This is a genomic window from Curtobacterium sp. AB451 (assembly GCF_050585845.1).
Taxonomy (GTDB): Bacteria; Actinomycetota; Actinomycetes; order Actinomycetales; family Microbacteriaceae; genus Curtobacterium.
On record NZ_JBOBQG010000004.1, the window covers coordinates 175,773 to 202,506 of the forward strand.

Below are 26,734 nucleotides of genomic sequence, written 5' to 3' on the forward strand. Positions count from 1 at the left end.
GACTACCTCAGGAACGCCGCGGCGACGCCGGCGTCGACGGGCACGTGCAGTCCGGTCGTGTGCGAGAAGTCGTCGGTGCAGATGGCGTAGACGGCGTTCGCGACGTTCTCGGGCACGACCTCGCGCTTCAGGATCGTGCGCTGCGCGTAGAACTTCCCGAGGTCCTGCTCGTCGATGCCGTACGTCTTCGCGCGGTTCGCACCCCAGCCCGACGCGAAGATGCCCGAGCCGCGGACGACGCCGTCGGGGTTGATGCCGTTGACGCGGATGCCGTGCTCGCCGAGCTCGGCCGCGAGCAGCCGGACCTGGTGCGCCTGGTCGGCCTTGGTGGCGGAGTAGGCGATGTTGTTCGGGCCGGCGAACACCGAGTTCTTCGACGAGATGTACACGATGTCGCCGCCGAGGCCCTGCTCGATGAGGACCTTCGCGGCGGCCTTGGACACCAGGAACGATCCCTTCGCCATGACGTCGTGCTGCAGGTCCCAGTCCTGCTCGGTGGTCTCGAGCAGGCTCTTGCTCAGCGAGAGTCCGGCGTTGTTGACGACGAGGTCGAGGCCGCCGAAGTGCAGGAGGGTCTGCTGGATCGCCCGCTCGATGTCCGCCGAGCTCGTCACGTTCGCGGCGACGCCGATGGCCTGGTCCGGGCCACCGATCTCGGCGGCCGCTTCCTGGGCCTTCGTCAGGTCGAGGTCCGCGATCACGACCGCCGCGCCCTCGGCCGCCAGGCGCTTCGCGATGGCCTTGCCGATGCCGCTCGCGGCACCGGTCACGAGTGCGATCCGGGTGCTCAGCTTCGCCGGGGCGGGCATGCGCTGCAGCTTGGCCTCCTCCAGTGCCCAGTACTCGATGCGGAACTTCTCGGCCTCGTCGATCGGGGCGTAGGAGCTGAGGGACTCCGCGCCGCGCATGACGTTGATGGCGTTGACGTAGAACTCGCCGGCGACCCGGGCGGTCTGGGCGTCCTTGCCGTACGAGAACATGCCGACGCCGGGGACCAGCACGATGAGCGGGTCGGCACCGCGGATCGCCGGGCTGTCCGGGGTGGCGTGCCGGTCGTAGTACGCCTGGTAGTCCGCGCGGTACTGCTCGTGGAGTTCGTGCAGGCGGGCGGTCTGCTCCTCGACCGTGGCCGTGGCGGGCAGGTCGAGGAGGAGGGGCTTCACCTTGGTGCGGAGGAAGTGGTCCGGGCAGCTCGTCCCGAGGGCTGCGAGCTCGGGTGCCCGCGACGACGCGAGGAAGTCGAGCACGACGTCACTGTCGGTGAAGGTGCCGACGACGGGCTTGTCGTGCCCGGCGATGCCGCGGATCGTCGGGGCGAGGGCGGCCGCGCGGACGCGGCGGTCGGACTCGGGCAGCGCGTCGAAGCCCGGACGGACGGGGCCGAAGGGCTGGTCCCGGCCGTGCTCGCGGATGAACGCCTCCGCGGTGTCGATGATCCAGCGGGAGTTCGCCTCGGCTTCTCCGGACGAGGAACCCCAGGCGGTGATGCCGTGGCCGCCGAGGACCGTGCCGATCGCCTCGGGGTGCTGCTCCTGGATCGCCGCGATGTCGAGTCCGAGCTGGAACCCCGGCCGGCGCCACGGCACCCACACGACCCTGTCGCCGAAGATCCGCTCGGTCAGCGCCGGGCCGTCCGCAGCGGTCGCGATCGCGATGCCGGCGTCGGGGTGGAGGTGGTCCACGTGCGCGGCGTCGACGAGTGCGTGCATCGCGGTGTCGATCGACGGTGCGGCACCGCCCTTGCCGAACAGGGTGTGGTCGAACGCCGCGACCATCTCGTCCTCGCGGTCGGCGCCGGGGTAGACGTTCCGCAACGCGCGGACCCGGTCGACCCGGAGGACCGCGAGGCCCGCCGGGGTGAGGGTGCCGAGGTCGCCCCCGGAGCCCTTCACCCACAGCAGCTCCACCGGTTCGCCCGTCACCGGGTCGGTGTCGGTGCCCTTCGCCGAGGTGTTGCCGCCGGCGTAGTTCGTGATCCGCGGATCCGAGCCGAGCGCGTTCGACCGCGCGATGAGCGCCGCGACCGTCTCGTCTGCGGACGTGGCGTGCGGTGCGGGGTCCACCCGTGCCTCCAGTCCTGTGCTTGTCATGGTGTCTACGCGCCCCAGCCGGCCTGCACGCCGCCGACCCGGTCCTCGGCGATCTGCCGCTGGTAGCCGGAGTCGAGGTAGGCGCGCATCGGGTTCGCCGGCAGGCCGCGGGATTCGCGCCACGCGGCGAGGTCCGCCCGGACGTCGGTCTGGTACGCGTCCATGAAGACCTCGTTCGCGCCGAGGACGTCGTGCGCTTCCTGTGCGGCGGTGAGCGCGACGCGGTCGAGCAGCAGCGCCCGGGCCGTCATCTCCTGCACGTTGAGCACGGAGCGGATCTGCCCGGGGATCTTGTCCTCGATGTTGTGGCACTGGTCGAGCATGAAGGCGACGTCCGGGTTGTCGTACCCGCCGCCGCGGATGACCTCGACCAGGATGCGGAACAGCTGGAACGGGTCCGCCGCACCGACGATGAGGTCGTCGTCGGCGTAGAAGCGCGAGTTGAAGTCGAACGACCCGAGCTTCCCGAGCCGGAGCAGCTGCATGACGATGAACTCGATGTTCGTGCCGGGGGCGTGGTGCCCGGTGTCGAGGCAGACCATGGCCTTGTCGCCGAGCGCGGCCGTCTGCACGTAGCTCGTGCCCCAGTCCGGGACGTCCGTGTGGTAGAACGACGGCTCGAAGAACTTGTACTCGAGGACGAGGCGCTGGTCCGGACCGAGCCGGTCGTAGATCGTCGACAGGCTCTCGTGCAGGCGGTCCTGCCGACTGCGCATGTCCTCCTGCCCGGGGTAGTTCGAGCCCTCGGCGAGCCAGATCTTCAGGTCGCGGCTGCCGGTGGCGTCCATCACGTCGATGCAGCGCAGGTGGTGGTCGATCGCCTTCTGCCGGATCGTCTCGTCGACGTGGGTCAGGGCGCCGAACTTGTAGTCGTCGTCCTGGAACGTGTTCGAGTTGACGGTGCCGAGGGCGACGCCGTGCTCTTCCGCGTGGCGCTTCAGGTCGGCGAAGTCGTCGACGAGGTCCCACGGGATGTGGAGTGCGACGGTCGGCGCGAGACCGGTGTACCGGTGGACCTGGGCGGCGTCGGCGATCTTCTCGTAGGGGTCGCGCGGGGTGCCCGGCGTCCCGAACACCTTGAAGCGGGTGCCGGAGTTGCCGAACGCCCAGCTGGGCAGCTCGATCGCCTGGCGCGCGAGCTGGTCGGCGATGCCGGTGAAGGTCGGGGTCGATGTCATCGTGCACTTCCTCGTGGCTGATTGAATCGTTTCATACGGTACGGCCTGCGCGGGGTTCGCGCAAGCCGCGGTGAGCGACGAACCACGATTCCGACATTGAACCGGCCGGTGCGGCTGGTTCGACGTCGGGAACGTGGTTCGGCACGGGGCGGAGCGGGACCGCCGCGCCCCCTGCCCATCGCTACGCGGCCGGCACGGCAGCGGGCGCACGCAGCTCGTGCGTGCCCGCCGACACCCGCTGCTCCTCGGCGCCCGGCAACCGGACCACGGCCGTGACGCCCTCCGGCACCGTCACCCGCACGAGGAGCTCCCCGTCGATGAGCTCCCACCGCACCGCGACGTGCCCGTGCACCGTGTCGAGCGAGGTCGACGCCCACGTCAGGCCACCGCCCGGCTGCGGCGCGACGAGCACCGACGCGTAGCCGGGCTCGAGCGGCGCGAGCCCGCCCACCACCCGGTGCATCCAGTCGGCTACGGCACCCAGGGCGTAGTGGTTGAACGAGGTCATCTGCCCCGGGTTGATGGTGCCGTCCGGCAGCATCGAGTCCCACCGCTCCCACACCGTCGTCGCGCCCATCGTCACCGGGTACAGCCACGAGGGGCACTCGGTCTGCAGCAGCAGCCGGTACGCGTCGTCGACGTGTCCGGTCTGCGTCAGCGCGTCGGTGATGAACGGCGTCCCGGCGAAGCCCGTCGAGATCCGGTAGCCGGACTGCTCGACGAGCGCAGACAGACGGTCGCCGGCCGAGGCCCGCTCCTGCTCGGTCAGGATCCCGAAGACGATCGCCAGCGTGTAGACGGTCGTGCAGTCGGACAGGATCCGACCGTCGTCCTGCAGGTAGTGGGTCCGGAAGCCGGCCTGGAGGCGCGACGCGAGTTCCCGGAACTCGCCCGCTTCCGCCTCGTGGCCGCCCAGGAGCTCGGCCGCGTCCGCCGCGATGGTGGCGGACCGGTAGGCGCAGATCGTCGCGACGACGCCCTTGTCGGCCTTCGCCGCCGCGGGGTCCTCCGGCGGGGCGTCCGGGTCCAGCCAGTCGCCGAACTGGAACACGGTGTCCCACAGGTCCTCGGGGGAGAGGTGGTCGCGGATCCGCCGGAGGTGTGCGGCCATCGACGGGAACTGCTCCTCGAGCACCGCGGTGTCGCCGTACGCCTGGTAGAGCGTCCACGGCACCCACACCCCGGCGTCCGACCAGACGGCGGTGGCGTCGGGCGTGCCGAAGTCCTCGGCGGGGGAGTACTTCAGCACGTCCGGGACGACGAACGGGATGACGCCGTCGGCGTGCTGCTGCTCGAGCCAGACGTCCCGGAGCCAGTCGCCGAGGAAGGCCCTCGTGTCGAACAGGTACGACGCCGTCGGGGCGAACGCAGCGATGTCGCCGGTCCACCCGAGGCGTTCGTCGCGCTGCGGGCAGTCCGTCGGCACGCTGAGGAAGTTCCCCTGCATGCCGCGCACCACGTTGTCGTGGAACGTGTTGAGCAGCTCGTGGCTCGACGCGAAGGTGCCCGTCCTCGGCAGGTCCGACCCGACCTGCACCGCGGTGAGGGCGGTCCGGAGTTCGTCGAGCGTGCCGGGCCACCCGTCGACCTGGGCGTACCGGAAGCCGTGGAACGTGAAGCGCGGCTCGAAGACATCCTCGCCGTCCCCGCTGAGGGTGAAGTGGTCGGTGGCCTTCGCGGTGCGCAGGGGGCGCGTGCCGAGCTCGTCGTGCTCGAGGACCTCGGCGTGCTGCAGGGTCAGGACCGTCCCCGCCGGGCCGGACGCGGTCACCCGGACCCAGCCGACCAGGTTCACGCCGAAGTCGACCAGCGTGGCGCCGCCGGGGCTCGTCCAGACCTCGACCGGGGCGATCTCGGCGAGCGGGCGGACGGGCGGCACGGTGTCCGCGACGAGTTCGCGCTCCCCGAGGTCCACCGTGTGCACCCCGCTGGCGTGCTCGGGTGCCCCGGGGTGCTTCCACGCGGTGTCGTCGATCCGGGCGTCGACGTCCTCGCCGTCGTAGAGCTGGTCGGCCGTGATCGCGCTCGAGAGCGCCTGCCAGTCGGTGTCGGTCGCGACGCGCTGCTCGTGGCCGTCGGCGAAGGTGACGCGGAGTTCGGCGAACCCGGCGACCTCGTCGGCGTACCAGCCGCCGCCACCGCCCCACGCGAGGCGTCCGGCGGCCCAGCCCTTGCCGAGCACGAGCGCGAGGACGGCGGCGCCACCCGGCTCGGCATCGGTGAGGTGTGCCGTGACGTCGTGCGAGACGACGCGGACGCGCCACTCGTAGCTCGTCCACCCCGGTTCGAGCAGGTGGTCGGAGACGCGCTGCCCGCCGAGCCACGCCTCGACGACGCCGAGGGCGCTGACGTCGAGCGCCGCGCTCGTCACGGCACCGTGGCCGTCGTCGAGGGTGAACTCGCGGCGCAGGATCGGCGCGCTGGCGAGGTCGGCGTCGCTCGCGATGAACGGTGCGGTCCAGTCGGTCATGTGGTGTGTCCTTTCACGCGACCGGTCGTCGTCGACCGGTGCGGGGTCTGGGGTCCGGCCGCCCCGCCCGGGTGGGCGGGGCGGCGGAGGCAGGTCGCGCCTCCAGGCCGGTGGGCGTCAGCCCTTGACGGCGCCGCTGGTCATGCCGGCGACGATCTGACGGTTGAAGAAGACGTAGAGGATCAGCGGCGGGATCGTGATGAGCAGCACGTCCGTGAAGAGCAGGTTCAGCTGACTGACCGACTGGCTCTGGAACGCGTACAGGGTCTGCTGCACCGTGGCGTTCTCGGAGCCGGGCAGGAAGTACAGCGGGTTGGCGAAGTCGTTGAACACGGCCACCGACTGCACGAGCACGACCGTGATGATGACGGGCTTGAGCAGCGGCAGGACGACCCCGAAGAACAGGCGGATCGGGCCGGCGCCGTCGAGCACCGCGGCCTCGTCGAGCTCCTTCGGGATCGTCGCGACGAAGGCCCGGAAGAGCAGGATGCAGAACGACAGGCCGAAGGTCGCCTCGATGAGGATCATCCCGCCCATCGTCTTGAACAGGTTGAGTCCCTGCAAGACCCAGATCGTCGGGACGATCGCGGGCGGGACGATGAGGCCGGCGAGCACGAAGAAGCTGATCACGCCGTTCCACCTGCTCGGACGACGCTGCAGCACGTAGCCGACCATGGCGGAGAAGACCACCATGATGACCACGCTGCCGACGGTGAGGACGGCACTGTTCAGGAACGCCCGGACGATCCCGCTCTCCCCGGTGGCGAACACGGCCTGCAGGTTCTGCCACAGCTGCCACTGGGTCGGCAGCGTGAAGCCGAGCTGGTTCGCCTCGGCCGGGCTCTTCGCGGCCTGCAGGAAGACGAAGACGAACGGCACGAGGAACACGACGAAGCTGACGACGATCGCGATGATGCCGATGACCCACTTGCGGGTCGTCTGGCGGTTCCGTCGGCGGGCGACGGGGGTCGGTGCGGAGCCGGTGCGCCGGCTGGTGGTGATCGCGGTCACAGGTCCGCCTCCTTGCGGTTGAGCAGCCACGAGATGGGCACCATGATCGCGGTCACGACGACGAACAACACGACGTTGCCCGCGGTCGACAACCCGTAGAACCCGGCCTGGTACTGCTTGTAGATCACACTCGCGATGACGTCGCTCGTGAACCCGGGGCCACCGCCGGTCATCGCCCAGATGAGGTCGAACGACCGCAGGCCGCCGATGAGCGACAGGATGATGACCGTCCCCATCGCCGGACGCGACAGCGGCAGCGTGATGTTCCGGAAGATCGACCACGAGCTCGCGCCGTCGACCCGGGCGGCTTCGAAGTACTCCTGCGGGATCGCCACGATGCCCGCGATGAAGATGAGCGTGGCGATGCCGACGCCCTTCCAGACGTCCACCGCGGCGACGCTCCAGAGGGCGAGGGCCGGGTCGGTCAGCCACCCGGGGGTGGGGAGGCCGACCGCGCCGAGCGCGCCGTTGATGATGCCGTGGAAGGGGTCCATCAGCGCCTTGAACGTGATGCCGATGCCGATGGTCGACACCAGCACGGGGAAGAACACCACCGCTCGGAGGTAGCCGCGCCCGAGTACCGGGCTCGTGAGGAGCAGGGCGAGGGCGAGTCCGAGGACCACCTTCGCCGCGCTCGTCACGAACCCGTACTCGAACGTGTGCACGAACCCGGAGACGAGCTGCGGGTCCTGGAAGAACCGGACGAAGTTGTCGAAGCCGATGAAGGTCTGGTCGAACAGCGTCCAGCGGGTGAGCGAGAAGTAGAACCCCGCGAAGGTCGGGACCGCGAAGAACACGACGTACAGCGCGATCGCCGGGATGAAGAACCACGCCGGGTAGAACGAGCGCATGCGTCGGCGTGCCGGTCCGGGGCCCGCCTTCGTGGTCTCGGGCGGGGCGACCGCCGTCGTGAGCGTCGCGGTCACGCCGGTCACCAGCCCTTCAGTCCGAGCTGCTGCGCCTGCTGCACGACGTCCTGGTCGTACTGCTTCGCACCGACGGCCGCGCTGGAGATCCCGGAGCCGACCTGCACGCAGATCTTCTCGAGGTTCGGGCCCTTGATCGGCGAGAGGAACTCGAGCGCCGGCGTGGCCTTGCCGTCGTCGATGTACTTCTGCAGGTCGCTCAGCATCGGCGGCACCGAACTCGGAAGGGTGCAGGTGGAGATCACGTACGGGCCACCGGGGGTGCCGGTGTCGTTCTGCACCTTGCAGCCCTCGGACGAGTTCGCGAAGGCGACGAACTTCTTCGCGGCCGCGAGCTTGTCGCCCGTGGTCGTCTTGGGGATGTAGAGGCCGTTCGGCTCCCAGATGGTGAGGTTCGTGTCGTCGGCGTTCTGCGCGGGGAGGGCGAAGGCGCCGATGTCGTCGACGGCGTCCGGGTTGTCCTGCTGCAGCGTCGAGATGGCGTTGGTGAGCATCGGGTACTGCGCCCCGGTGCCCTCGGCGAGCATCTTCAGACCGTTCGCCTGGGTGGCGGAGGCGAAGTCCTTGTTGACCAGGCCCTTGTCCTGTACCTCGGCCAGGTGCTCGAAGCCGGCGAGGGCCGGCTCCTTGGCGTAGGACTCCTTGTTCTTCGTGTACTGCGTCGCCCAGTTGCTCTGCTGCGCGGTGATGTTCGCGAAGTCGCCGAGCACGAAGAGCTGGCTCGTCCAGGTGTCGCCGTAGGTCTGGATGATCGGGGCGACCTTGCCGGCGTCCTTGATCTTCTCGCTGTTGCTGATGAACTCGTCCCAGGTGGTGGGGACGCTCAGGCCGAGGTCCTCGTAGACCTTCTTGTTGTACATCACGGCGCCGCCGAAGCTCGTGCCGAACGGGGCGCCGTACATGCCCTTGTCGGTGCTCACCACCTTGACGAACTGCTTGTCGACGTCCTTCGCCCAGCTCTCCTTCGACAGGTCGACGAGGGTGTTGTCCGGGTTCAGGGCCTGCAGCAGCGAGCCGGAGTTGTAGTTGAAGACGTCGTCCATCTCACCGGTCGACAGCTGGGTCTTGACCAGGTTGTCGCCGTCGGTGCCCTGCGGCTTCGTGTCCACCTTGACGGTGATGTCCGGGTTGGCCTTCTCGAATGCCGACACGAGTGCCTTGGTGGTCACCGCGGTGGCGGTGGAGTTGTCGACCAGGTAGCTGATCTGCACCTTGCCGCCGCTGCTGCCGGTGTCGGCCGAGCCGCCGGACGAACAGGCGGCCAGGCTGCCGATGAGGACCGTGGCGCCGCCGATGGCGAGCAACCTGGTGGTCAGGGAACGAGCTGACATTCCTTACCTCCTCGTAAGGCCGGGGCGGGGTACCCCGGGTGAAACGGTGCCGGTCGCCGCGCCGGTGCGGCTTCCGGTGGTGCTGTTTAGAACGTTTCAATCGGAATGGAACCATGCGGATTGAAGCGTGTCAATCACCGATTCGGTTTCGTTACGCACGCACGGACCCCGTGCCCGGTGCGATGGCCAGGAGGCGCGGCCCGGCCCCGGTGGGCGGGCGTGCGGGCGGGGTGGTGGCGCGAGTCTCGGCTCGGCGGACTGTTTCGCGGCTGCGGGCCCGCGAAACAGTCCGCCCACGCGAGACTCGGGGTGCGCCGGGGCCGCCCAGGGGCGGGGCTCGCGGGGTTTCGCGCTGGCCGACACTTCACGGGGTCGCCGGCGCGTGAGGTGTCGCTCAGCGCGAAACGCGCGCGCGGAGTGGCTGCGCGAGACTCGGCTCGGCGGACTGTTTCGCGGCTGCGGACCCGCGAGGGTGTCCGCCCGGGCGAGACTCGGGGTGCCGGGGCTGCGCGATGGTGGGGCTCGCGGAGTTTCGCGCTGGCCGACACTTCACGGGGTCGCCGGCACGTGAGGTGTCGCTCAGCGCGAAACGCGTGCGCGGAGTGGCTGCGCGAGACTCGGCTCGGCGGACTGTTTCGCGGCTGCGGGCCCGCGAACGTGTCCGCCCACGCGAGACTCGGGATCGCGACGGCCGCGACGGCCGCGACGGCCACGACGGCCGCGACGGCCGCCCGGCCCCCGCCGCTCAGGCCTCGGTGCGCCGGGGGTCGCTCGGCGCCGTCCGGGCGGCCACCTCGGCGGCCCGCGCACGCCCGAGCGTGCTCTCCCGCGGGACCAGCTCGCTCCCGAGCATCACCGTCCGGTGCACGTGCTCCGCCGGGTCCTCGTCGAGCTCGGCCAGCAGCAGGTCGACCGCGACCGAGCCCATCTCGGAGCCGTGCATCGTCACCGAGGTGAGCGGGACCGCGCCGCCCCACGCGATCGAGTTGTGGTCGCAGCCGGTCACCGGGATGTCCTCCGGCACGCGGAGTCCAGCCGCCCGCAGCTCCGTCACCACGGCCATCGCGAGGAGATCGGTCACCCCGAGCACCCCGTCCGGCCGCGCGTCGGCGGGCATCGCGGCGATCCGGGCCCCCGCGTCCGTGCCACCCGGCGGGTCGATGTCGCCCGCGTCGACGTCCACGAGCTCGACTCCCGGGTGCTCCGCGATCGCCCGGAGCAGCCCCTGCCGACGCCGTGCCACGGGCTGCAGATCCGGACGCGCACTCACGAACCCGATCCGCCGGCACCCCTGCTCGATGAGGTGCGTCGTGGCGACGTAGCCGGCCTGCTCGTTGTCGACGATGACCGAGCAGGCATCGACCTCGGCGGGTTCGTAGTTGACGTACACGACGGGGAGCCCGTGCTTCCGGACGGTCTCGACCTGGTCCTTCGAGGCGGTCATCGACGCCAACAGGATCCCGGACACCCTGGTGCTCTCGAGGAACGCGAGGTGCTCGGCCTGCGCCTCCAGGTCGTTGTCGCTGTTCGTCACGAGCAGGGTGTTGCCCCGGGCCCGCGCGGTGGTCTGGGCGCCGCTGACCATGTCCGTGAACAGGGAGTTCCGGAGCGACGTCACCACCAGGCCGATCGCCCGGTTGCTCCCCGACGCGAGCGCACGCGCGTTGCGGTTCGGCGTGTAGCCGAGGTCGCTGATCGCGGACCGGACGCGGTCGGCCGTCGCGTCCGCCACGCGTTCCGGGTGGTTCAGGACGTTCGAGACCGTCGCGAGCGAGACGCCCGCCCGAGCGGCGACGTGGTGCACGCTCGGCGGTCCGTCGCGCCTGGGGACATGCACCATGCTCCGATCGTAGGCGGAGCGGGGTTCCGGGCCGGCCACCGTCGGACGGGAGGCGCGGTGCGGCGCCGACCCGCCCCTCCCGTCCGACGCGGCGCACCACCGGATCCGCGAGCGCGACCGCGGTCGACGCGCACCGCGCACCGCGCCTCAGCGCTCGACGACCGTGGACTGCCGCACGACGAGCTCGGGCGTGAACTCCACGTGCAGCTGGTCCGTGCCCTGCCCCGGGTCGACCTGGGCCGCGAGCAGCTCGATCGCCCTCCGGCCGAGGTCCTGCGCCGGCTGCCGCACCGAGGTGAGCGGGACGACCGCGGCCTCGGCGAAGGCGATGTCGTCGTACCCGACGATCGCGATCTCCTCCGGCACCCGGATCGACCCGCGCATGATGAAGGCCTGCTCGAGGCCGACGGCGAGCAGGTCGTTCGCGGCGAACACCGCGTCCGGACGTTCGGCGGCCGGTCGGGCCTGGATCTCCTCGCCGACGCGCCGGCCCTCGAGGACGGAGAGCGACGTGGTCGGTATCACCTCGAGTGCCGCACCCGCCGCCTCGGCGGCCGCGACCGCGCCGGTGTGGCGGTCGGTGACCTGCCGGATGCCGAACGGGCCACCGACGAAGGCGATCCGACGGCGCCCGACGGCGGTGAGGTGCTCGACGGCGATGCGGCCCCCGGCGACGTCGTCGACCGACACCGAGGCGAAGTGCTCGTCGTCGGCCCGGCGGTCCACGAGCACCACGGCGGTGCCCTGGTCGCGCAGCCGTTCGAGCCGGCTGAGGTCGTCGCCGGCGGGGGAGATGAGGAGTCCGGCGACGCGACGCTCCTCGAACAGCTCGACGTAGGTGTGTTCGCGGTCGACCGACTCGTCGGAGTTGCCGACGAGGACCGCGAGGCCACGCTGCATCGCCGCGTCCTCGGCCCCGCGGGCGACGTCGGTGAAGAACGGGTTGCCGCCGTCAAGGACGATGAGCCCGACGGTCGAACTGCGGCCGGCCCGGAGCTGCCGCGCGGAGTCGTTGCGGACGAAGCCGAGCTCGGCGATCGCGGACTGCACGCGTTCGACGGTCCCGGGGGCGACCTTGTCGGGGCGGTTGAGCACGTTCGAGACGGTGCCGAGGGACACACCGGCGAGCGCTGCGACGTCCCGAACGCTCACTGCCATGGGGCCATCCTGACATCGGGGCAGGCGTTCCGGTGGAGCGACTTGCCCTCCGGCCGAACGGCGAGTACCGTCTCCGCAGCACCGTTGAAACGATTCACAGTCGAACACGCGAACGGAGGACCAATGGCGGTCCGCATCGGAGCCCGGAACACCACGGGCTGGAAGGCGACCATCTCGGTCGCCATGTCGAACTACATCGAGTCCGGGTCGATCATCGCGATCGCCACGAGCCTCAGCCTCTGGCAGGCGCAGTTCCACGTCGGCGACCTGCAGGTCGGGCTCCTCGCGAGCCTGTCCGCGAACGCGTTCGGCGCCGCTGCCGGCGCGATCATCGGCGGCCCGCTGTGCGACCGCTACGGCCGGAAGTTCATCTACACCTACGACTTGCTGCTCTACATGCTCGGCATCCTGCTCGCCGTGTTCGCCGGCAGCTACGGGATGCTCCTCGTCGGCTTCATCCTCACCGGCATCGCCGTCGGCGCCGGAGTCCCCGCGAGCTGGACCTACATCGCCGAGCAGGCGCCCGCCGACAAGCGCGCCGCCCACGTCGGCACGGCGCAGCTCGCGTGGTCGATCGGCCCGATGGTCGGGTTCGCCCTCGCCATCGCCGCGGCCCCGCTCGGACTGCTCGGCAGCCGCTTGATCTTCGCGCACCTGTTCGTCGTCGCCGCGATCGTGTGGTGGCTGCGACGCGGCCTGCCCGAGTCCACGATCTGGAAGGACGAGCGCGCGGCCACCGGCTCCGCGAACTTCTTCCACGGCTTCGGCCAGCTGTTCAGCCGGCGCGGGAACCTCACCGCGATGCTGTTCCTGTTCGGCGTCTACGCGCTCTGGAACACCGTCGCCGGACAGGCCGGGATCTTCCAGCCTCGCGTCTACTCGGCCACCGGCGTGACGAGCGTCACCGAGCAGTACGGGCTGCAGATCCTCGTGTGGGGCTGCACCGTCGCCGCGACGTACTTCGGCTTCATGCGCTTCGCCGACCGGATGAGCCGTCGGCTGCTCTACGCGATCGGAGCCGCGCTCGCGGTCGTCGCCTGGGCCGTCCTCATCTACGCCCCCGCGACCCTCGGCACGCTGCTGTTCTTCGCGATCGCCTGGGGCATCTCCTCGGGCATCGGCGCGCAGGCGTTCTACGGCCTCTGGACGAGCGAGCTGTTCGCCACCCGGTACCGTGCGAGTGCGCAGGGCGTCCTGTTCCTGGCCGCCCGCGTCATGGTCGGCCTGCTGAGCATCTGGTTCCCGCTCCTGCTCGCCGACATCGGGCTCCGCGCGCTCGGCGGGCTCATCCTCGGACTGCTCGCGCTGTCGTTCCTGGTCGGCACGATCTGGGCGCCGAGGACGCAGGGCAAGACCCTCGAGGAGATCGAGGCCGAACGGTACGGCACCGTCACCAGCGCGACCGGCACGGTCCGCACCCCCGAGGAGCACGCCGCGCGCCAGCAGGCGCTGCGGGGGGCGCGAGCCGAGCGGACGCCCCGGTGAGCGACGCGGACCAGCGTGATCCGCGCCTCCTGGACGGTCCTGGAGGCGCGGATCACGTGACCCGCGTCTGCTTCCGCCTGCAGGTGGGGACCGCGCACCTCGACGCCTACCGCGAGCGGCACGCCGCGGTCTGGCCCGCGATGCTCCGGGCGATCGCGACCGCGGGACGGCGGAACTACTCGCTGTTCCTCGACGACGACGGCCTGCTCATCGGCTACTACGAGACGGACTCGGTGGCCGATGCCGACGCGTCGCTCGCCGCGTCCGAGGTGGCGGCCGCGTGGGAGGCGCACATGCAGCAGCTGTTCGACGGCACCACCGGTCGGGCGGACCAGACGGCGCGGGTCCTGCCCGAGGTCTTCAACCTCGAGGACCAGCTCGCGGCCGCCGCCGACTGAACGCTCCGCGAACGTCCACGGACCGTCCAGTCGCCTGATCGACGCCGTGGCTAGCGTGGGGCCATGCAGCCGCCCGCAGCCGGGACCCTCCGCGTCCTCCACCTCTCCGACACCCACCTCACGGGCGACGGCTCCCTGCACCAGGGGTCCGTCGACACGACCGCCGCGCTCGAGGGGGTGCTCGCACGCGCCGACGGCGTCCCGGGGGTCGGGCTCGTGGTGGTCTCCGGCGACGTCTCCGAGGACGGGTCGCCGGAGTCGTACGCCGCCGTCGTCGAACGCGTCGGCGGCTGGGCGGGGCGCCACGGTGCGGCGCTCGTCACCGTGCCGGGCAACCACGACCTCCGTGAGGGGTTCCGCCAGGTCCTCGCGAACGGGCACGTGCTCGGCGAGGGCGGCCGGCCGCTCATGCACACGATGGAACACCACCCGCCGACCGTGCCGGTCGCCGGGCAGTCCCTCGTCGCCGGGCGCCGGATCGTCACCGTGGACACGAGTATCCCCGGTGCCGGGTACGGCGAGATCGCCGAGGCGTCGCTCGAGCGACTCCGCGCCGCCCTCGCCGGCGACCACGCTCCGCACGGCACCGTCGTCGTCCTGCACCACCCGCCGCTGCCGGCACCGACCGCACTGCACGACGCCCTGCGGCTCCGCAACCCCGGGGCGCTCGCCGACGTGATCCGCGGCTCGGACGTCCGGGTCGTGCTCGCCGGGCACTACCACCACCACTTCGCCGGGTCCCTCGCGGGCGTCCCGGTGCTCGTGGCCCCCGGCGTCGCGAACGACACCGACGTCACCGGCCCCTACGAGGAGGAGTCGGCGTACGTCGACGCCGGCGCGCTCGTCGTCGACCTCGCCGAGGACGGGTCCGTCTGGTCGACGCCGATCCGGGTGCCGCGGCCCGACGCCGACCCGCTCGCCTTCGCGCTCGACGCGGACACCGTGACGCGCGTCATCGAGGCGTCCACCGGGCGGTAGGCGCACCGGCCGACGCACGGGGGACGTCCAGCGACCTCGCATTCGGGTCGCAGTCGGGAACTCCGAGTAGGAGAGGTGTCACACCTGGAGTGAAGGAGTACCCATGCGGATCGGCAGCGCAGTGCAGTACGACCGGTACGGCGACTTCGACGTCGTCGAACTCGTCCCGCAGGAGCGACCAGACGCGGGTCCCGGCGAGGTCGTCGTCGAGATCGTCGCGGCGGGGCTCAACCACATCGAGCGGTTCCTCCGCGAGGGCAAGCTCCGCGACCACATCGAGCTCGACTTCCCGGCACGACAGGGCGTCGACTTCGCCGGTATCGTCCGGGCCCGCGGTGAAGGGGTCAAGGACCTCCGGGTCGGCGACGAGGTGATGGGGCACGCGCCGAACGGCGGGTCGCACGCCACCTGGCTCGCCGTGCCGCGCAGCGCCGTCATCAAGAAGCCGGAGCACGTCGGCTGGGAGGTCGCCGGCGGCCTCTACCTCGCCGGCTGCACCGCGGTCTCGGTCGTCCGCGGCCTGAAGCTCGGCCCCCAGGACACCGTGGTGATCACCGCGGCGGCCGGCGGCGTCGGACACATCGAGTGCCAGCTCGCGCACGACGCCGGTGCCACCGTCATCTCGCTCGGCAGCGCGCGCAACCACGACTACCTGCGCCAGATCGGCACCCTCCCCGTCGTGTACGGCGAGGGCGAGGAGGAGCGCATCCGCGCCATCGCCGACGGCCGTCCGATCACGGCGTTCATCGACAACCACGGCGAGAGCCGGGCCGAGGAACTCGCGGAGCGTCTCGGCGTCGCACCGGGGCGGTTCGTGTCGTCCGAGGCGCGACGTGACATCGAGATCCGGTTCCTGCGGGCCCCGGCCGACGACGAGGAGCCGCGCGAGCTCCTGACGCTCCTGGCCAAGGCCGTGCAGGACCGACGCGTGCAGGTGCTCATCTCGGGGTTCTACCCGTTCGAGTACATCGTCGAGGCCTACGAGGACCTCGCCGAGATGAAGTCCCGCGGCAAGGTGGTCATCGGCATGCAGACCGTCGAGACCGGCGCACGGATGGACTGGTACCGGTCGGAGAAGGCCCGGGACCTGCGCGACCGGTACGCCGACGCGCGGGGGAGCGACACGGAGACCATGGCGGGCGGCTCCACGAGCTGACCCAGCCATCGACGAGCGGAGCGGCCGCGGCGCAGTGCGCCGCGGCCGTCGTCAGCTCAGGACGTCCTTCGTGGCGAAGCGGCTGTACGCCAGCGCGCCGAAGACCACGACGTAGCCGAGCTGCAGCAGGGCGTTCGAGCCGAAGGAGTCGAACGCGATCGGGTCGCGCAGCAGGTCCCCGAAGCCGAGCCACTGGTGCGAGAACAGGTACGGGTGCAGCCAGTCGAGCTGCGGCAGCTGGTCGAGCACCTGGGACGCGCCGGCGAGCACGACCGTCGCCGCCATCGCGCCGACGGGCACGGTGGTCAGGGTGGACGCGAAGAGCCCGATCGCCGACAACCCGAGCATCGACAGCGTCACGTACAGCGCCAGCAGCAGCGCGCGTCCGGCGTAGGACCAGCCGTCCACCTGCGTGCCCGACAGCAGCGTGACCGGACCGATCGGGAACAGCACGGCACCGATCGCGGCGCCGACCACCACGATGAGGAGCGTCGCCGCGAGGCAGAAGGCCACCGCGCCGACGTACTTGACGAGGATGAAGCGCACCCGGCCGGTCGGGGCCACGAGCAGGTAGCGGATGGTGCCGTGGCTCGCCTCGCCCGCGACGGTGTCGCCCGCGACGACCCCCACGGTGAGCGGCAGGAACAGTGGGATCGACACGGTCAGGGCCGTGAACGCCACGAACAGTCCGTTGTTCGTGATGTCGCCGAGGAACGCCGGACCGCCCGAGTCCCGCCCGGTCGTGATCCTGACCGCGACCGCGATGAGGATCGGCACGAGTGCGAGCGCCCCGAGCATCGCCCAGGTGCGACGGCGTCGGAAGACCAGGGCGAGTTCGGACCCGAGCAGCGCGAACGGGCGCTGGCGGGGACGCGGGGTGTCGCGCGCGTCGGGGGTCGCTGACCCGGCGGTGGACACGGTGACGGCGTCAGGCAGCGACATCGAAGCCCTCTCCGGTGAGGGCGACGAACAGGTCCTCGAGGGTGCCGCCGCCGACGGTCAGCCCGCGGACCCGGACGTCCGCGCGGACGAGCTCGGTCGTGATGGTCTCCGGCAGGACCTCGTGCGGCATGTCGGCGACGAGGACGTCGGCTCCGCCCTCGTGCCGCGGGGTCAGGCCGAGGCGGATCAGCACGGTGCCGGCCTGCCCGAGGTCCGGCGTGCGGACCGTGACCGTCCGGGCTCCGGCGGCGCGGAGTTCGTCGAGCGGACCCTGCGCGACGATCTTCCCGGTGCGCATCACCGCGGCGTGGGTGCAGACCTGCTCGATCTCAGCCAGCAGGTGGCTCGACACGAACACCGTCGTGCCGTCGTCCGCGAGGGACCGGATGAGGTTCCGGACCTCGCGCGTGCCCTGCGGGTCGAGGCCGTTCGTGGGCTCGTCGAGCACGAGCAGGTCGCGCGGGGCGAGCAGCGCGTTCGCGAGGCCGAGACGCTGCTTCATGCCGAGCGAGTACGCGTGTGCCTTCTTGCCCGCGGCGTGCGCGAGCCCGACGCGGTCGAGTGCGCTCGCGACGCGGTCCTTCCGGGTCCGCGGGTCCGACGTGGGGTCGGCCGCGTCGAACCGGAACAGGTTCGCGCGCCCGGACAGGTACGGGTAGAACGCCGGTCCCTCGACGAGCGCGCCGACCCGCGGCAGGACGTCGTGCAGGGCCCCCGGCATCGGTTGGCCGAGCAGCTCGATCGTGCCGTCCGTCGCGCTCGAGAGGCCGAGGAGCATGCGGATCGTCGTCGTCTTGCCGGAGCCGTTCGGCCCGAGGAAGCCGAACACCGAACCGCGCGGCACGGCGAGGTCGATCCCGTCCACCGCCCGCTGCCTGCGGAAGACCTTCGCCAGCCCGGTGGTGCGGATGGCGAGGGCCGCGTCGGACGTGCTCACTCGGCTGCGGCGACCAGTGCCGACACCGGGACCGCGCCCGCGAGGACCCGGCCGTCGTCGGTGAGGTAGACCGACACGAGTGAGGTCTGCACCGCGCGGCCGCCGTCGACCGATCGGGTCAGCTGGTCGAGCAGACCGGCCTGGTCGGCACCGAGCGCGGACTCGTCGACCGTGCCCTTCGGCAGCTCGGCGATGGCGCTCCAGCCCGTGCCGGTGACCGTCGGCTCGTCGCCCGGACGCCCGTGCCGGTGCTGCGCGCCCTCGTCGTGGGCTGTGGCGTCGGAGAGGTCCTTCGTCTCGACGGTCGCGTTCGCCGGCGGCGTGAAGTCGAACAGCCGCGCGGCCGGTGCGCCGTACTGCAGGCTCGTGAAGCCGACCTCGACGGCGGGGTCGCTCTGGCCCTTCGCCGCGATCGTGGCGCGGAGCGGCAGCCCGGTCTGCTGGTCGACCGCCAGGCGGACGGACCCGACGAGCGTGCCGGACGACTTCGGCGTGAGGGTGATCTGCCACGCGTCGTGCCCGGCGACCCGGACCTCGGTCGGCTTCGAGACGGTGGTGCTCGGCGTGATCGCGTCGATCGCCTGCTTCGCGACGTCGGCCGGCGTCATCGTGCCGGACTGCGGCGCCTGGGCGTCCTTCGGCAGGGTGACGTGCGTCGCCGTGCGCTCCTTCGAGTCCCAGGTCCAGACGTCGGTCCCGTTCCGGACGAGGTCCTGCTCGGCGAGCTGCTGCGTCAGCTGGACGCGCTGCTTGGACGCGCCGTCGACGTAGACGCGGGCGGTGTGCGACGAGGTCAGGAGTCCGAGGGCGTCCGAGGCGTCGCCCTCGAGCGAGGAACCGCCGGACCCGGTGGGGAGCTCGGGCAGCCCGAGGTCGCTCGTCTGCACGAGCTTGCCGGAGTACTTCGCGTCGGAGGACCCCGCGATGCTGGCGATGACGTCCGCCGCGCTCGGGTTCGTCCCCGCGACCGGGTCGCTCGACGCGTTCGCGATCATCGGTGCGGCGACGGCGCCGGCGACGACGACCGGTGCGATGACGGCGGGCAGCCAGGCTGACTTCTTCATCGGTTTCCCCTCGGTGGTTCGTGTGGGACGGCAGCACCGTACGTCCGGCAACCGACAGAACCCTGGGGGCGCTGCGACCTCCCTAGAATCGGTGCGCGGACGCGGTTCCGTGCGCGACGGCGAAGGAGACGGCATGCGGGCGGTGCTCGGACTGGACATCGGCACGTCGAGCACGAAGGCACTGCTCGCCCGGCTGGACGGGACGGTCCTCGCCGAAGCGAGCCGACGGCACGACGTCGACCGCCCGGAGCAGGGACTCGTCGAGATGGACGGCGACTCGTGGTGGACGGAGTCCACGACGCTGACACGCGAACTGCTCGCTGCGGTGCCCGACGCCGAGGTCGCGGCCGTCGGCGTGAGCGGGATCGGACCGTGCGTCCTGCTGACCGACGAGGACGACCGTCCGCTGCGGCCCGCAGTCCTGTACGGCGTGGACACGCGCACTGCGGACATGCTCCCCGGCGTGACGGCGGAGCTCGGTGGCGTCGACGTCGTGCGGGCACGGTGCGGCAGCGCCCTGAGCACCCAGGCGGCCGGTGTGAAGCTCGCCTGGCTGGCGCGGAACGAGCCGTCCACGTGGTCACGGGCCGCCCGGTTCACGATGCCGTCCTCCCGCGTGGTCGGACTGCTGACCGGCGAGTACGTGCTCGACCACCACTCGGCGAGCCAGACCACGCCGCTGTACGACGTGCACGAGAACCGCTGGATCCCCGAGTGGTGCGAGCAGCTCGCGCCAGGGCTCTCGATGCCACGCCTGGTGTGGTCGGGTGACCGGGCCGGAGTCGTGACGGCCGAGGCGGCCGCGGCCACGGGCCTCCCGGCCGGCATCCCGGTGACCGCTGGTGCGATCGACGCATGGGCCGAGGGCGTGAGCGTCGGCGAGACCGTGCCCGGGCGCATGTTCCTGCAGTACGGGACCACCATGTTCATGATCGCGCCGACGGCCGAGGCGATCGCGGTGCCCGGGATGTGGACGACGGTCGGAACGCACCCGGGGCAGCCGTGTGTGGCGGGCGGTACGGCGACGTCCGGGGCGATCACCGACTGGTTGCGGCGGCTCGTCGACGGTGACTGGGCGACGATGCTCGACGAGGCCGCGGTGTCCGGGCCGGGCGCCAACGGACTGCTCATGCTGCCGTACTTCGCGGGGGAGCGGACCCCGATCGCCGACCCGCACGCCCGCGGCGTCGTCGCCGGTCTGACCGTGCGGCACACACGGGGCGACCTGTACCGTGCGGCGCTCGAGGCCACGGCGTACGCGGTCCGGCACAACCTCGAGGCGCTCCAGGCCGCTGGCGTCGAGGTACGGGAGCTCGTCGGCGCGGGAGGGGGCCTGCGCGGTGCGCTCTGGCCGACGATCGTCACGGACGTCACCGGGCTGCCCCAGACCGTGCCGAGCGTGACCGTGGGTGCCTCGTACGGGTCGGCGTTCCTCGCGGCCGGCCTGGTGGCGGACGTCGACATCGCGACCTGGAACCCGCCGTCCGAGGTCATCCGTCCGGACCCGGATGCGCACCGGGCGTACGAGGAGGGGTACCGGGACTACCGCGATCTGTACGAGGCCACCGCCGCGGTGGTCCATCGGCTGGCGGAGCGGACGACGCGGTCGGCACAGCACCCCTGAGTGGGCCGACCGCGTCGGTCGTTCAAGCCCGTCGGGACGGGATGATCGAGACCTTGACGCTCGCACCGGCCGAGTCGCCGACCAGGTCGAGTGCTTCCTGGAAGTCCTCCAGCGCGAACTGGTGCGTGCAGATCTCCGACATCGGCAGGGTCTCCGACTCGAGGAGCTTGATGGCCGCCGGCCAGGTGTGCGGACCGAGGTGTGCCCCACGGACGTCGAGCTCCTTGTCGTCGGAGATGATCGACCAGTCCACCGAGACGTTGTCCTTGAAGACCGAGTACTCGACGAAGGTGCCGAGCTTGCGCAGCAGGTTCAGGCCCTGCGGCACGGCCGACGGGTGTCCGGTCGCCTCGATGTAGACGTCGGCACCGTAGCCGTCGGTGAGCTCCTTGACCCGCGCGACGGCGTCCTCCTGGGCGATGTTGATGGTGATGTCCGCGCCGACCTTACGGGCGAGTTCGAGCTTCGCGTCGACGACGTCGAGCGCGATGATCCGGAGCGGGTTCTTCTGGCGGGTCCCCGCGATCGCGGAGAGGCCGATCGGACCGGCGCCGGCGATGACGACCGTGTCGCCGAACTTGACGTCACCGCGCTCGACCGCGTGGAACGCGCAGGACAGCGGCTCGGCGAACGCCGCGACCTGGCCGGGCAGCTCGCTCGAGACCGGGTGCGTCAGGGCCTTGGTCGGGACGAGGACGAACTCGGCCATGGCGCCGTCGTATCCCTTGAACCCGAACATGTCGTGCACGTTGCACATCCAGTAGCTGCCTTCGAGGCAGTACCGGCACTCCCAGCACGGCACGATCTGCTCGCAGGCGACCCGGTCGCCGATGGACACCTTGCGGGCGGCGAGCGCTGCGTCGTCACCGGCGACCACCGTGCCGACGAACTCGTGGCCGGGGATGCGGTTCGTCTCGGCCCAAGCGGCGCGGTTCTCGTCGCCCCAGAACTTGGCTGCGCCGTGGTAGCACTTCAGGTCCGAGGCGCAGATGCCGACCGCGTCCGTACGGAGCAACAGCTCGCCGGGTCCCGGAGTCGGGACGGGTCGCTCCTCGAGTCGGTAGTCGCCAGGGCCGTGGACCACGACGGCGCGCATGGTCGCCGGGAAGGGCTCGGAGCCGGTGCTCGTGGGGGTCGCGGTCGTCGTGGACATGAGTTCTCCATCGGTCGTCGTCCTGCCGCGTCCTCGCGGCGAGGGCGACACTACGCGACGCAGAACAAAAGTCAAGAACAAGATTTCTGATGCGTCGGAACCGTCGCGCGGCCGGACGGATTCGGCGCGTCCACTTGCAGAAATTTCGTTACGCACATAATTTCTGCTTTGCGCCACATTCATGGAGCCGGTCCGCGCCAGCGGAACGACGCAACGGAGCGAACCACGAGGAGCACGCGATGACGCGAGCCGACCACAGCACGCGGCGACCCACGGTCGTCGGAGCCGTCACGGGTGACCGGACGGGGCGGACCGTCCGGGACGGAGCTGAGCGATGAGCGCTTCGGCCACCGTCCGCCGACCCGCCGCGAAGCGCAGGCCGACCAGGAGGATCGTGCTCGTCGCGGTCGTCATCGTCGTGGTCGTCGCGATGGCGCTCTCGACGAAGGTCGTCGGCAAGGGGTCGAGCGTCGGGGCGGGCCCAGCGGCGTTCTCCGCATCGGCCTGGGGCAAGACGAACTTCCCGAAGGTGCAGCAGGCGATCGCGAAGCGGGCCGTCCCCGCCACCGAGCTGGCCCCGGCCGTGCTCGCCGACTCCACCTCTGCTGCGAAGCGGTACGGCGTCGACGCCGGGACCGGTCCGGAGTTCTCCACGACCTTCACCGGGACGGTCGGGAAAGCCCAGGACGGCGTCTACCCCGTGACGGTCGACGGCGTCCCCAGCGGTCTGTTCATCCGGATCCAGACCGGCCCCGCCATCAACGGCACCGACCTCCGCGACGCCCCCGGCACGGTCGAGTTCGGCCAGTTCACGAACCAGATCGACTACCAGAACGCCGGCGCTGCCCTCAACGACCAGCTGAAGAAGCAGGTGCTGGCGAAGGTGGACACCACCGCGCTCGAGGGCAAGGAGGTCACCGTGACGGGTGCATTCCAGCTGATCAACCCGAAGGGCTGGCTCGTCACCCCGTCCGAGCTGGAGGTGCGCGGATGAGCGGCGACGACGCGATCGGGACGGTCGTCCTCGAGGCCGCCGACGTCGTGAAGACGTACGGTGCGACCCGGGCGCTCAAGGGGGTGGCGTTCGCGGTGCACCGCGGGCAGGTGACGACCCTGTTCGGCGAGAACGGCGCGGGCAAATCGACGCTCATGAAGATCCTGTCCGGCGTCGAGCAGCCCACCTCCGGGACCCTCACACTGCGCGGCGAGGCCGTGACGTTCGCCGACACCGTGGACGCCCGCGAGCACGGGATCTCGATCATCCACCAGGAGCTGAGCCTGGCACCGAACCTCACGGTGCGCGACAACATCTTCATGGGCCGTGAGCTGCGTGGACCGACCGGGGTCGACTACGCGGAGGAGGCCCGGCAGGCCGCAGTCGTCCTCGCCGAGCTGGGCGAGGACATCGACCCCGGGACACTCGTGTCCGACCTGCGCCTCGGGCAGCAGCAGCTGGTGGAGATCGCTCGGGCACTCTCCGTGGACGCGCGGATCCTCATCATGGACGAGCCGACGAGCGCGCTCTCGGCGTCCGAGGTCGAGGTGCTCTTCACGGTCGTGCGCGACCTGAAGGCCCGAGGTGTGTCGATCGTCTACATCTCGCACCACCTCGAGGAGGCCCTGGAGATCACCGACCATGCCGTGGTGCTCCGCGACGGTTCGGTCACCGCGACGGCCCGACGTGCGGACATCGACCTCGAGTGGGTCGTCCGCGCGATGGTCGGTGACGGTTTCGACCTCGGGTCACCGCCCAGCGGCTACGACTTCGGTGCGCCTGCGCTCACCGTCGAGGACGTCGTCGTCGCCGACCCGGACGTGCCCGGACGGAACGTCGTCGACCACGTCTCGCTCGAGGTCCGCGCCGGCGAGGTCGTCTGCATCTACGGCCTGATGGGCGCCGGTCGCACCGAGCTGCTCGAGGCGGTCGCCGGGCGGACGCCGATCGACGGCGGAGCGGTCCGGAAGGGCGACCGCGACCTTGCTCGACTGTCCATCGCCGAGCGCATCGATGCCGGCCTCGGGCTCGTGCCGGAAGACCGGCAGCGGGACGGCCTCGTCCAGACGATGACCGTCGGGTCGAACATGTCGCTGGCGTCCATCGGTGCCTTCGTTCGTGGGCTCTTCCTGTCCGGCCGGCGTGAGGTGGACCTCGTCACCGACTCGATCCGGACCGTGCACGTGAAGACGGCCGGCGGCGGCGCGATGATCGGCTCACTGAGCGGCGGGAACCAGCAGAAGGTCGTCATCGGCAAGATGCTCGCGACCGATCCGGACGTGATCCTGCTCGACGAACCCAGTCGCGGCATCGACATCGGGGCGAAGGCCGAGGTGTTCCGGCTCCTCGCAGAACGTGCCCGGCAGGGCCTCGCCGTCGTCTACACCACCTCAGAGGTCGGCGAGTGCCTGAGCATCGCCCACCGCATCGTCGTCATGAGCCGTGGGCGGATCGCCGCCGAGTTCGGCTCGGACGTGACCAAGGAAGCGATCATGGCCGCCTCGGGCGAAGCCGTGGTCGCATGACCGCCAGGAACGGAACAACCATGACCACCACGACCGCCGATCGACGGCGTCTCGCCCTCCCCGCCGAGGGCTTCAGCCTGGGACGGATCCTGCTGCAGGGCCGCGCCTACTTCGCCCTCGTCGTCATCATCGTCGTCTTCTCGATCCTGTCGCCGAACTACTTCACGGTGAGCAACCTGCTCACCATGTCGTCGCACGTCGCGGTGTACGCGATCCTCGCGCTCGGCATGCTCCTGGTCATCCTCAACGGCGGCATCGACCTGTCCGTCGGCTCCACCCTGGGCTTCTCGGGGGTGATCGCCGGCTTCCTCATGAAGGGTGTGGCGATCGGTGGGGTGACCCTGTACCCGAAGGTCTGGGTCGTCGTCGTGCTCGCCTGCGCCGCCGGAGCGCTCATCGGCCTCGTCAACGGTGTCCTCGTGGCACGGTTCCGGGTCGCACCGTTCGTCGCCACCCTCGGCATGCTCTACGTCGTCCGCGGCATCGGACTGCTGATGACCAACGGCTTGACCTACAACAACCTCGAGGGCAACGCGGAGCTCGGCAACACCGGGTTCGACTGGCTCGGCTTCAACCGGCTGCTCGGGCTCCCGATCGGTGTGATCGTGATGATCGTCGCCGCCGTCGTCGGATCGCTCCTCCTCAACCGGACCGTCTTCGGCCGCTGGCTGTACGCGTCCGGTGGCAACGAGCGCGCTGCGGAGCTGTCCGGTGTCCCGGTGAAGCGGGTGAAGATCCGTGTCTACGTGCTGTCCGGCCTGTGCGCCGCGATCGCCGGCCTCATCCTGTCGTCCGAGCTCACGAGTGCGAGCCCGACGGCCGGCAGCTCCTACGAGCTGACCGCGATCGCGGCGGTCGTCATCGGCGGTGCGGCGCTGTCCGGCGGCGTCGGCAACGTCCGCGGCACGCTGCTCGGTGCGTTCGTCATCGGCTTCCTGTCGGACGGGCTCGTCATCATCGGCGTCTCCGCCTACTGGCAGACCGTCTTCACCGGTGCCGTGATCGTGTTCGCCGTCCTCCTCAACGCGGTCCAGTACAAGCGTCGCCCCGCCAAGGCCGGCGGCGCGTCCGGACCCGACCAGACCTCTCCCACCGGCACGCAGCCCCCGGCAGCCGTCGGTGAGAAGACCGCCGTCTGACTCCTCCGTCACACGGTCCACAGCGAAAGGAAACCCACCATGAACCGCAAGCTCGCAACGGTGCTCGCAGCGGGAGTCGGACTCAGCCTGGCCCTGACCGGCTGCTCCGCCGGCGGTGCCGCATCCGGCGGCGACGGCTCGTCCAAGAAGGGCGGCCTCATCTCGATCATCGTCAACGACCCGTCGAACCCGTACTGGAAGACGGAGGGCGACGTCGCGTCGGCCGAGGCGAAGTCGCTCGGCTACAAGTCGAACGTCTCGGCGTCGAAGGGTGACACGAACACCGAGAGCAACCTCATCGACACCGCCATCACGAACAAGTCGGTCGCGATCATCCTCGACCCGGCCAACGCCAGCGGGTCCATCGGCGCCGTGAAGAAGGCCGACGCCGCCGGGATCCCGGTCTTCCTCGTGAACGCGGAGATCAACCAGGCGGGTCTCGCCAAGGCGCAGCTCGTCTCGAACAACGCACAGGGTGCCGCGATCGGCGCGCAGCAGTGGGTGAAGTCGGTCGGGGACTCGGGCAAGTACGCGGAGCTGTTCGGGGCGCCGTCGGACAACAACGCGCAGACTCGATCGAACGGCTACAAGACCGTCCTGACGCAGTACCCGGACCTCAAGGAGGTCGCCAAGCAGGTCGCGAACTGGGACCGGACGCAGGGCCACGACAAGACCCAGTCGATCCTGCAGGCGAACCCGGACATCAAGGGCATCATCTCCGGCAACGACGAGATGGCGCTGGGCGCGATCGCGGCGCTCAAGGAGGCCGGCAAGCTCGACCAGGTCAAGGTGGGCGGCTTCGACGGATCCCCGGACGCCGTCGACGCGGTGAAGGCTGGCGAGCTCCAGTACACCGTGCTCCAGCCCGTCGCGACCTTCGCGAAGAAGGCCGTCCAGGAAGCCGACGAGTACCTCCGCACCGGCAAGACGGGTGCGGCCCAGGAGAAGCAGGCGTTCGACTGCGTGCTCATCACGAAGGAGAACGCGGACAAGGTCACGCAGCCCTTCACCCTCGCGGAGTGACGCGGCCCTGACCGCGGGCGACGGCCCCGGTCCTGCACCTCGGTACAGGACCGGGGCTGTCCGTCGTCCCGCCGCTGCACGGGAACGGGCGGCGGGAGCGGGGACGGACAGCATCAGCGCCAGCGTCAGCGTCGGTGTTCTGGCAGGTCCGCAACCGACGCCAGGTCCGCGACCGACTCCGCGTCCGCGCACCCGTCCGCCCGCGCGTACCCGTCTGTCGGCGACCGCACGGAGGACCTGCCGGGACGACGAAGGACCGGAAGGGACGACGAAGGACCGACCGGGACGACGCTTCGTCGTCCCGGTCGGTC

The 26,734-nt window shown here is 70.8% G+C and carries 21 protein-coding genes; 9 read left to right on the top strand and 12 right to left on the bottom strand.

Features of this window, described 5'->3' with window-relative positions; genetic code table 11:
• Positions 1 to 2 precede the first annotated feature (2 nt).
• The 8 genes from ACQXVK_RS10750 to ACQXVK_RS10785 all read right to left on the bottom strand — a co-directional run bounded on the left by ACQXVK_RS10750 (position 3) and on the right by ACQXVK_RS10785 (position 12,004).
• A complete protein-coding gene (locus ACQXVK_RS10750; RefSeq protein WP_430853568.1) occupies positions 3 to 2,090 on the bottom strand; it encodes a bifunctional aldolase/short-chain dehydrogenase in 2,088 nt (695 codons plus the stop codon).
• A gap of 5 nt (positions 2,091 to 2,095) precedes the next feature.
• A complete protein-coding gene (gene rhaI, locus ACQXVK_RS10755) occupies positions 2,096 to 3,268 on the bottom strand; it encodes an L-rhamnose isomerase (RefSeq protein ID WP_402269066.1) in 1,173 nt (390 codons plus the stop codon).
• A 181-nt stretch (positions 3,269 to 3,449) separates the two neighbouring features.
• On the bottom strand, positions 3,450 to 5,738 hold the full coding sequence (locus tag ACQXVK_RS10760) for a family 78 glycoside hydrolase catalytic domain (protein ID WP_430853569.1): 2,289 nt from the start codon (positions 5,736 to 5,738) through the stop codon (positions 3,450 to 3,452).
• A 117-nt stretch (positions 5,739 to 5,855) separates the two neighbouring features.
• A complete protein-coding gene (locus ACQXVK_RS10765) occupies positions 5,856 to 6,740 on the bottom strand; it encodes a carbohydrate ABC transporter permease (protein WP_402269304.1) in 885 nt (294 codons plus the stop codon).
• A gap of 5 nt (positions 6,741 to 6,745) precedes the next feature.
• Positions 6,746 to 7,600: a carbohydrate ABC transporter permease gene (locus ACQXVK_RS10770; RefSeq protein WP_083857841.1), complete on the bottom strand. Its 855-nt coding sequence runs from the start codon at positions 7,598 to 7,600 to the stop codon at positions 6,746 to 6,748.
• An 80-nt stretch (positions 7,601 to 7,680) separates the two neighbouring features.
• Positions 7,681 to 9,006, bottom strand: a complete 1,326-nt coding sequence (locus ACQXVK_RS10775; protein WP_416393804.1) for an ABC transporter substrate-binding protein — start codon at positions 9,004 to 9,006, stop codon at positions 7,681 to 7,683.
• 745 nt (positions 9,007 to 9,751) lie between these two features.
• Complete coding sequence (locus ACQXVK_RS10780; protein ID WP_430853570.1) at positions 9,752 to 10,846, bottom strand: LacI family DNA-binding transcriptional regulator; 1,095 nt, start codon at positions 10,844 to 10,846, stop codon at positions 9,752 to 9,754.
• 147 nt (positions 10,847 to 10,993) lie between these two features.
• A complete protein-coding gene (locus ACQXVK_RS10785) occupies positions 10,994 to 12,004 on the bottom strand; it encodes a LacI family DNA-binding transcriptional regulator (RefSeq protein WP_430853571.1) in 1,011 nt (336 codons plus the stop codon).
• Positions 12,005 to 12,127: 123 nt separating this feature from the next.
• Here ACQXVK_RS10785 and ACQXVK_RS10790 point away from each other — a divergent pair, with 123 nt between their 5' ends.
• From ACQXVK_RS10790 to ACQXVK_RS10805, 4 genes are all read left to right on the top strand, one after another.
• Entirely contained in the window at positions 12,128 to 13,489 is a 1,362-nt protein-coding gene (locus tag ACQXVK_RS10790; protein ID WP_430853572.1) for an MFS transporter, read from the top strand.
• A gap of 56 nt (positions 13,490 to 13,545) precedes the next feature.
• Positions 13,546 to 13,887 carry an L-rhamnose mutarotase gene (locus ACQXVK_RS10795; RefSeq protein WP_402269078.1) on the top strand — a complete coding sequence of 114 codons (342 nt, stop codon included), beginning with the start codon at positions 13,546 to 13,548 and terminating at the stop codon, positions 13,885 to 13,887.
• A gap of 63 nt (positions 13,888 to 13,950) precedes the next feature.
• On the top strand, positions 13,951 to 14,865 hold the full coding sequence (locus tag ACQXVK_RS10800) for a metallophosphoesterase (RefSeq protein ID WP_430853573.1): 915 nt from the start codon (positions 13,951 to 13,953) through the stop codon (positions 14,863 to 14,865).
• Between the two features lie 103 nt (positions 14,866 to 14,968).
• Positions 14,969 to 16,021 carry an NADP-dependent oxidoreductase gene (locus ACQXVK_RS10805; RefSeq protein ID WP_402269082.1) on the top strand — a complete coding sequence of 351 codons (1,053 nt, stop codon included), beginning with the start codon at positions 14,969 to 14,971 and terminating at the stop codon, positions 16,019 to 16,021.
• A gap of 51 nt (positions 16,022 to 16,072) precedes the next feature.
• Here ACQXVK_RS10805 and ACQXVK_RS10810 read toward each other — a convergent pair whose 3' ends face one another.
• Genes ACQXVK_RS10810 through ACQXVK_RS10820 form a run of 3 tightly spaced genes read right to left on the bottom strand, consistent with a single transcriptional unit; the run spans position 16,073 to position 18,964 of the window.
• Complete coding sequence (locus ACQXVK_RS10810; protein ID WP_416395576.1) at positions 16,073 to 16,963, bottom strand: ABC transporter permease; 891 nt, start codon at positions 16,961 to 16,963, stop codon at positions 16,073 to 16,075.
• Positions 16,950 to 17,900, bottom strand: coding sequence for an ABC transporter ATP-binding protein (locus ACQXVK_RS10815; protein WP_430853574.1), 951 nt, complete (start codon positions 17,898 to 17,900; stop codon positions 16,950 to 16,952). The genes ACQXVK_RS10810 and ACQXVK_RS10815 overlap by 14 nt, the downstream gene beginning before the upstream one ends.
• On the bottom strand, positions 17,897 to 18,964 hold the full coding sequence (locus tag ACQXVK_RS10820) for a LolA family protein (RefSeq protein WP_031261248.1): 1,068 nt from the start codon (positions 18,962 to 18,964) through the stop codon (positions 17,897 to 17,899). Before ACQXVK_RS10820 ends, ACQXVK_RS10815 begins: the two co-directional genes overlap by 4 nt.
• A 133-nt stretch (positions 18,965 to 19,097) precedes the next feature.
• On the opposite strand from ACQXVK_RS10820, the gene ACQXVK_RS10825 reads away from it, so the two are divergent.
• Positions 19,098 to 20,588: a xylulokinase gene (locus ACQXVK_RS10825; RefSeq protein WP_031261247.1), complete on the top strand. Its 1,491-nt coding sequence runs from the start codon at positions 19,098 to 19,100 to the stop codon at positions 20,586 to 20,588.
• Positions 20,589 to 20,610: 22 nt separating this feature from the next.
• On the opposite strand, the gene ACQXVK_RS10830 is transcribed toward ACQXVK_RS10825, so the two are convergent.
• The gene (locus tag ACQXVK_RS10830) at positions 20,611 to 21,741 is read right to left on the bottom strand and encodes a zinc-binding dehydrogenase (RefSeq protein ID WP_022905636.1); all 1,131 of its coding nucleotides are present in this window, start codon (positions 21,739 to 21,741) and stop codon (positions 20,611 to 20,613) included.
• Positions 21,742 to 22,075: 334 nt separating this feature from the next.
• Here ACQXVK_RS10830 and ACQXVK_RS10835 point away from each other — a divergent pair, with 334 nt between their 5' ends.
• From ACQXVK_RS10835 to ACQXVK_RS10850, 4 genes are read left to right on the top strand one after another with little or no spacing between them, the layout of a single operon-like run.
• Complete coding sequence (locus ACQXVK_RS10835; RefSeq protein ID WP_430853575.1) at positions 22,076 to 22,735, top strand: DUF2291 family protein; 660 nt, start codon at positions 22,076 to 22,078, stop codon at positions 22,733 to 22,735.
• Positions 22,732 to 24,261, top strand: coding sequence for a sugar ABC transporter ATP-binding protein (locus ACQXVK_RS10840; RefSeq protein WP_022905633.1), 1,530 nt, complete (start codon positions 22,732 to 22,734; stop codon positions 24,259 to 24,261). The genes ACQXVK_RS10835 and ACQXVK_RS10840 overlap by 4 nt, the downstream gene beginning before the upstream one ends.
• Before the next feature lie 20 nt (positions 24,262 to 24,281).
• Entirely contained in the window at positions 24,282 to 25,400 is a 1,119-nt protein-coding gene (locus ACQXVK_RS10845; RefSeq protein WP_022905632.1) for an ABC transporter permease, read from the top strand.
• Between the two features lie 39 nt (positions 25,401 to 25,439).
• The gene (locus ACQXVK_RS10850) at positions 25,440 to 26,423 is read left to right on the top strand and encodes a D-ribose ABC transporter substrate-binding protein (protein ID WP_402269091.1); all 984 of its coding nucleotides are present in this window, start codon (positions 25,440 to 25,442) and stop codon (positions 26,421 to 26,423) included.
• The last annotated feature ends 311 nt before the right edge of the window (positions 26,424 to 26,734 follow it).

Bases quoted from the DNA above. Each gene is read 5' to 3' on its own strand.
- ACQXVK_RS10750 (WP_430853568.1), bottom strand. From the start codon at position 2,090: ATGACAAGCACAGGACTGGAGGCACGGGTGGACCCCGCACCGCACGCC.
- rhaI (WP_402269066.1), bottom strand. From the start codon at position 3,268: ATGACATCGACCCCGACCTTCACCGGCATCGCCGACCAGCTCGCGCGC.
- ACQXVK_RS10760 (WP_430853569.1), bottom strand. From the start codon at position 5,738: ATGACCGACTGGACCGCACCGTTCATCGCGAGCGACGCCGACCTCGCC.
- ACQXVK_RS10770 (WP_083857841.1), bottom strand. From the start codon at position 7,600: ATGCGCTCGTTCTACCCGGCGTGGTTCTTCATCCCGGCGATCGCGCTG.
- ACQXVK_RS10775 (WP_416393804.1), bottom strand. From the start codon at position 9,006: ATGTCAGCTCGTTCCCTGACCACCAGGTTGCTCGCCATCGGCGGCGCC.
- ACQXVK_RS10780 (WP_430853570.1), bottom strand. From the start codon at position 10,846: ATGGTGCATGTCCCCAGGCGCGACGGACCGCCGAGCGTGCACCACGTC.
- ACQXVK_RS10785 (WP_430853571.1), bottom strand. From the start codon at position 12,004: ATGGCAGTGAGCGTTCGGGACGTCGCAGCGCTCGCCGGTGTGTCCCTC.
- ACQXVK_RS10790 (WP_430853572.1), top strand. From the start codon at position 12,128: ATGGCGGTCCGCATCGGAGCCCGGAACACCACGGGCTGGAAGGCGACC.
- ACQXVK_RS10800 (WP_430853573.1), top strand. From the start codon at position 13,951: ATGCAGCCGCCCGCAGCCGGGACCCTCCGCGTCCTCCACCTCTCCGAC.
- ACQXVK_RS10805 (WP_402269082.1), top strand. From the start codon at position 14,969: ATGCGGATCGGCAGCGCAGTGCAGTACGACCGGTACGGCGACTTCGAC.
- ACQXVK_RS10810 (WP_416395576.1), bottom strand. From the start codon at position 16,963: ATGTCGCTGCCTGACGCCGTCACCGTGTCCACCGCCGGGTCAGCGACC.
- ACQXVK_RS10820 (WP_031261248.1), bottom strand. From the start codon at position 18,964: ATGAAGAAGTCAGCCTGGCTGCCCGCCGTCATCGCACCGGTCGTCGTC.
- ACQXVK_RS10825 (WP_031261247.1), top strand. From the start codon at position 19,098: ATGCGGGCGGTGCTCGGACTGGACATCGGCACGTCGAGCACGAAGGCA.
- ACQXVK_RS10830 (WP_022905636.1), bottom strand. From the start codon at position 21,741: ATGTCCACGACGACCGCGACCCCCACGAGCACCGGCTCCGAGCCCTTC.
- ACQXVK_RS10835 (WP_430853575.1), top strand. From the start codon at position 22,076: ATGAGCGCTTCGGCCACCGTCCGCCGACCCGCCGCGAAGCGCAGGCCG.
- ACQXVK_RS10840 (WP_022905633.1), top strand. From the start codon at position 22,732: ATGAGCGGCGACGACGCGATCGGGACGGTCGTCCTCGAGGCCGCCGAC.
- ACQXVK_RS10845 (WP_022905632.1), top strand. From the start codon at position 24,282: ATGACCACCACGACCGCCGATCGACGGCGTCTCGCCCTCCCCGCCGAG.
- ACQXVK_RS10850 (WP_402269091.1), top strand. From the start codon at position 25,440: ATGAACCGCAAGCTCGCAACGGTGCTCGCAGCGGGAGTCGGACTCAGC.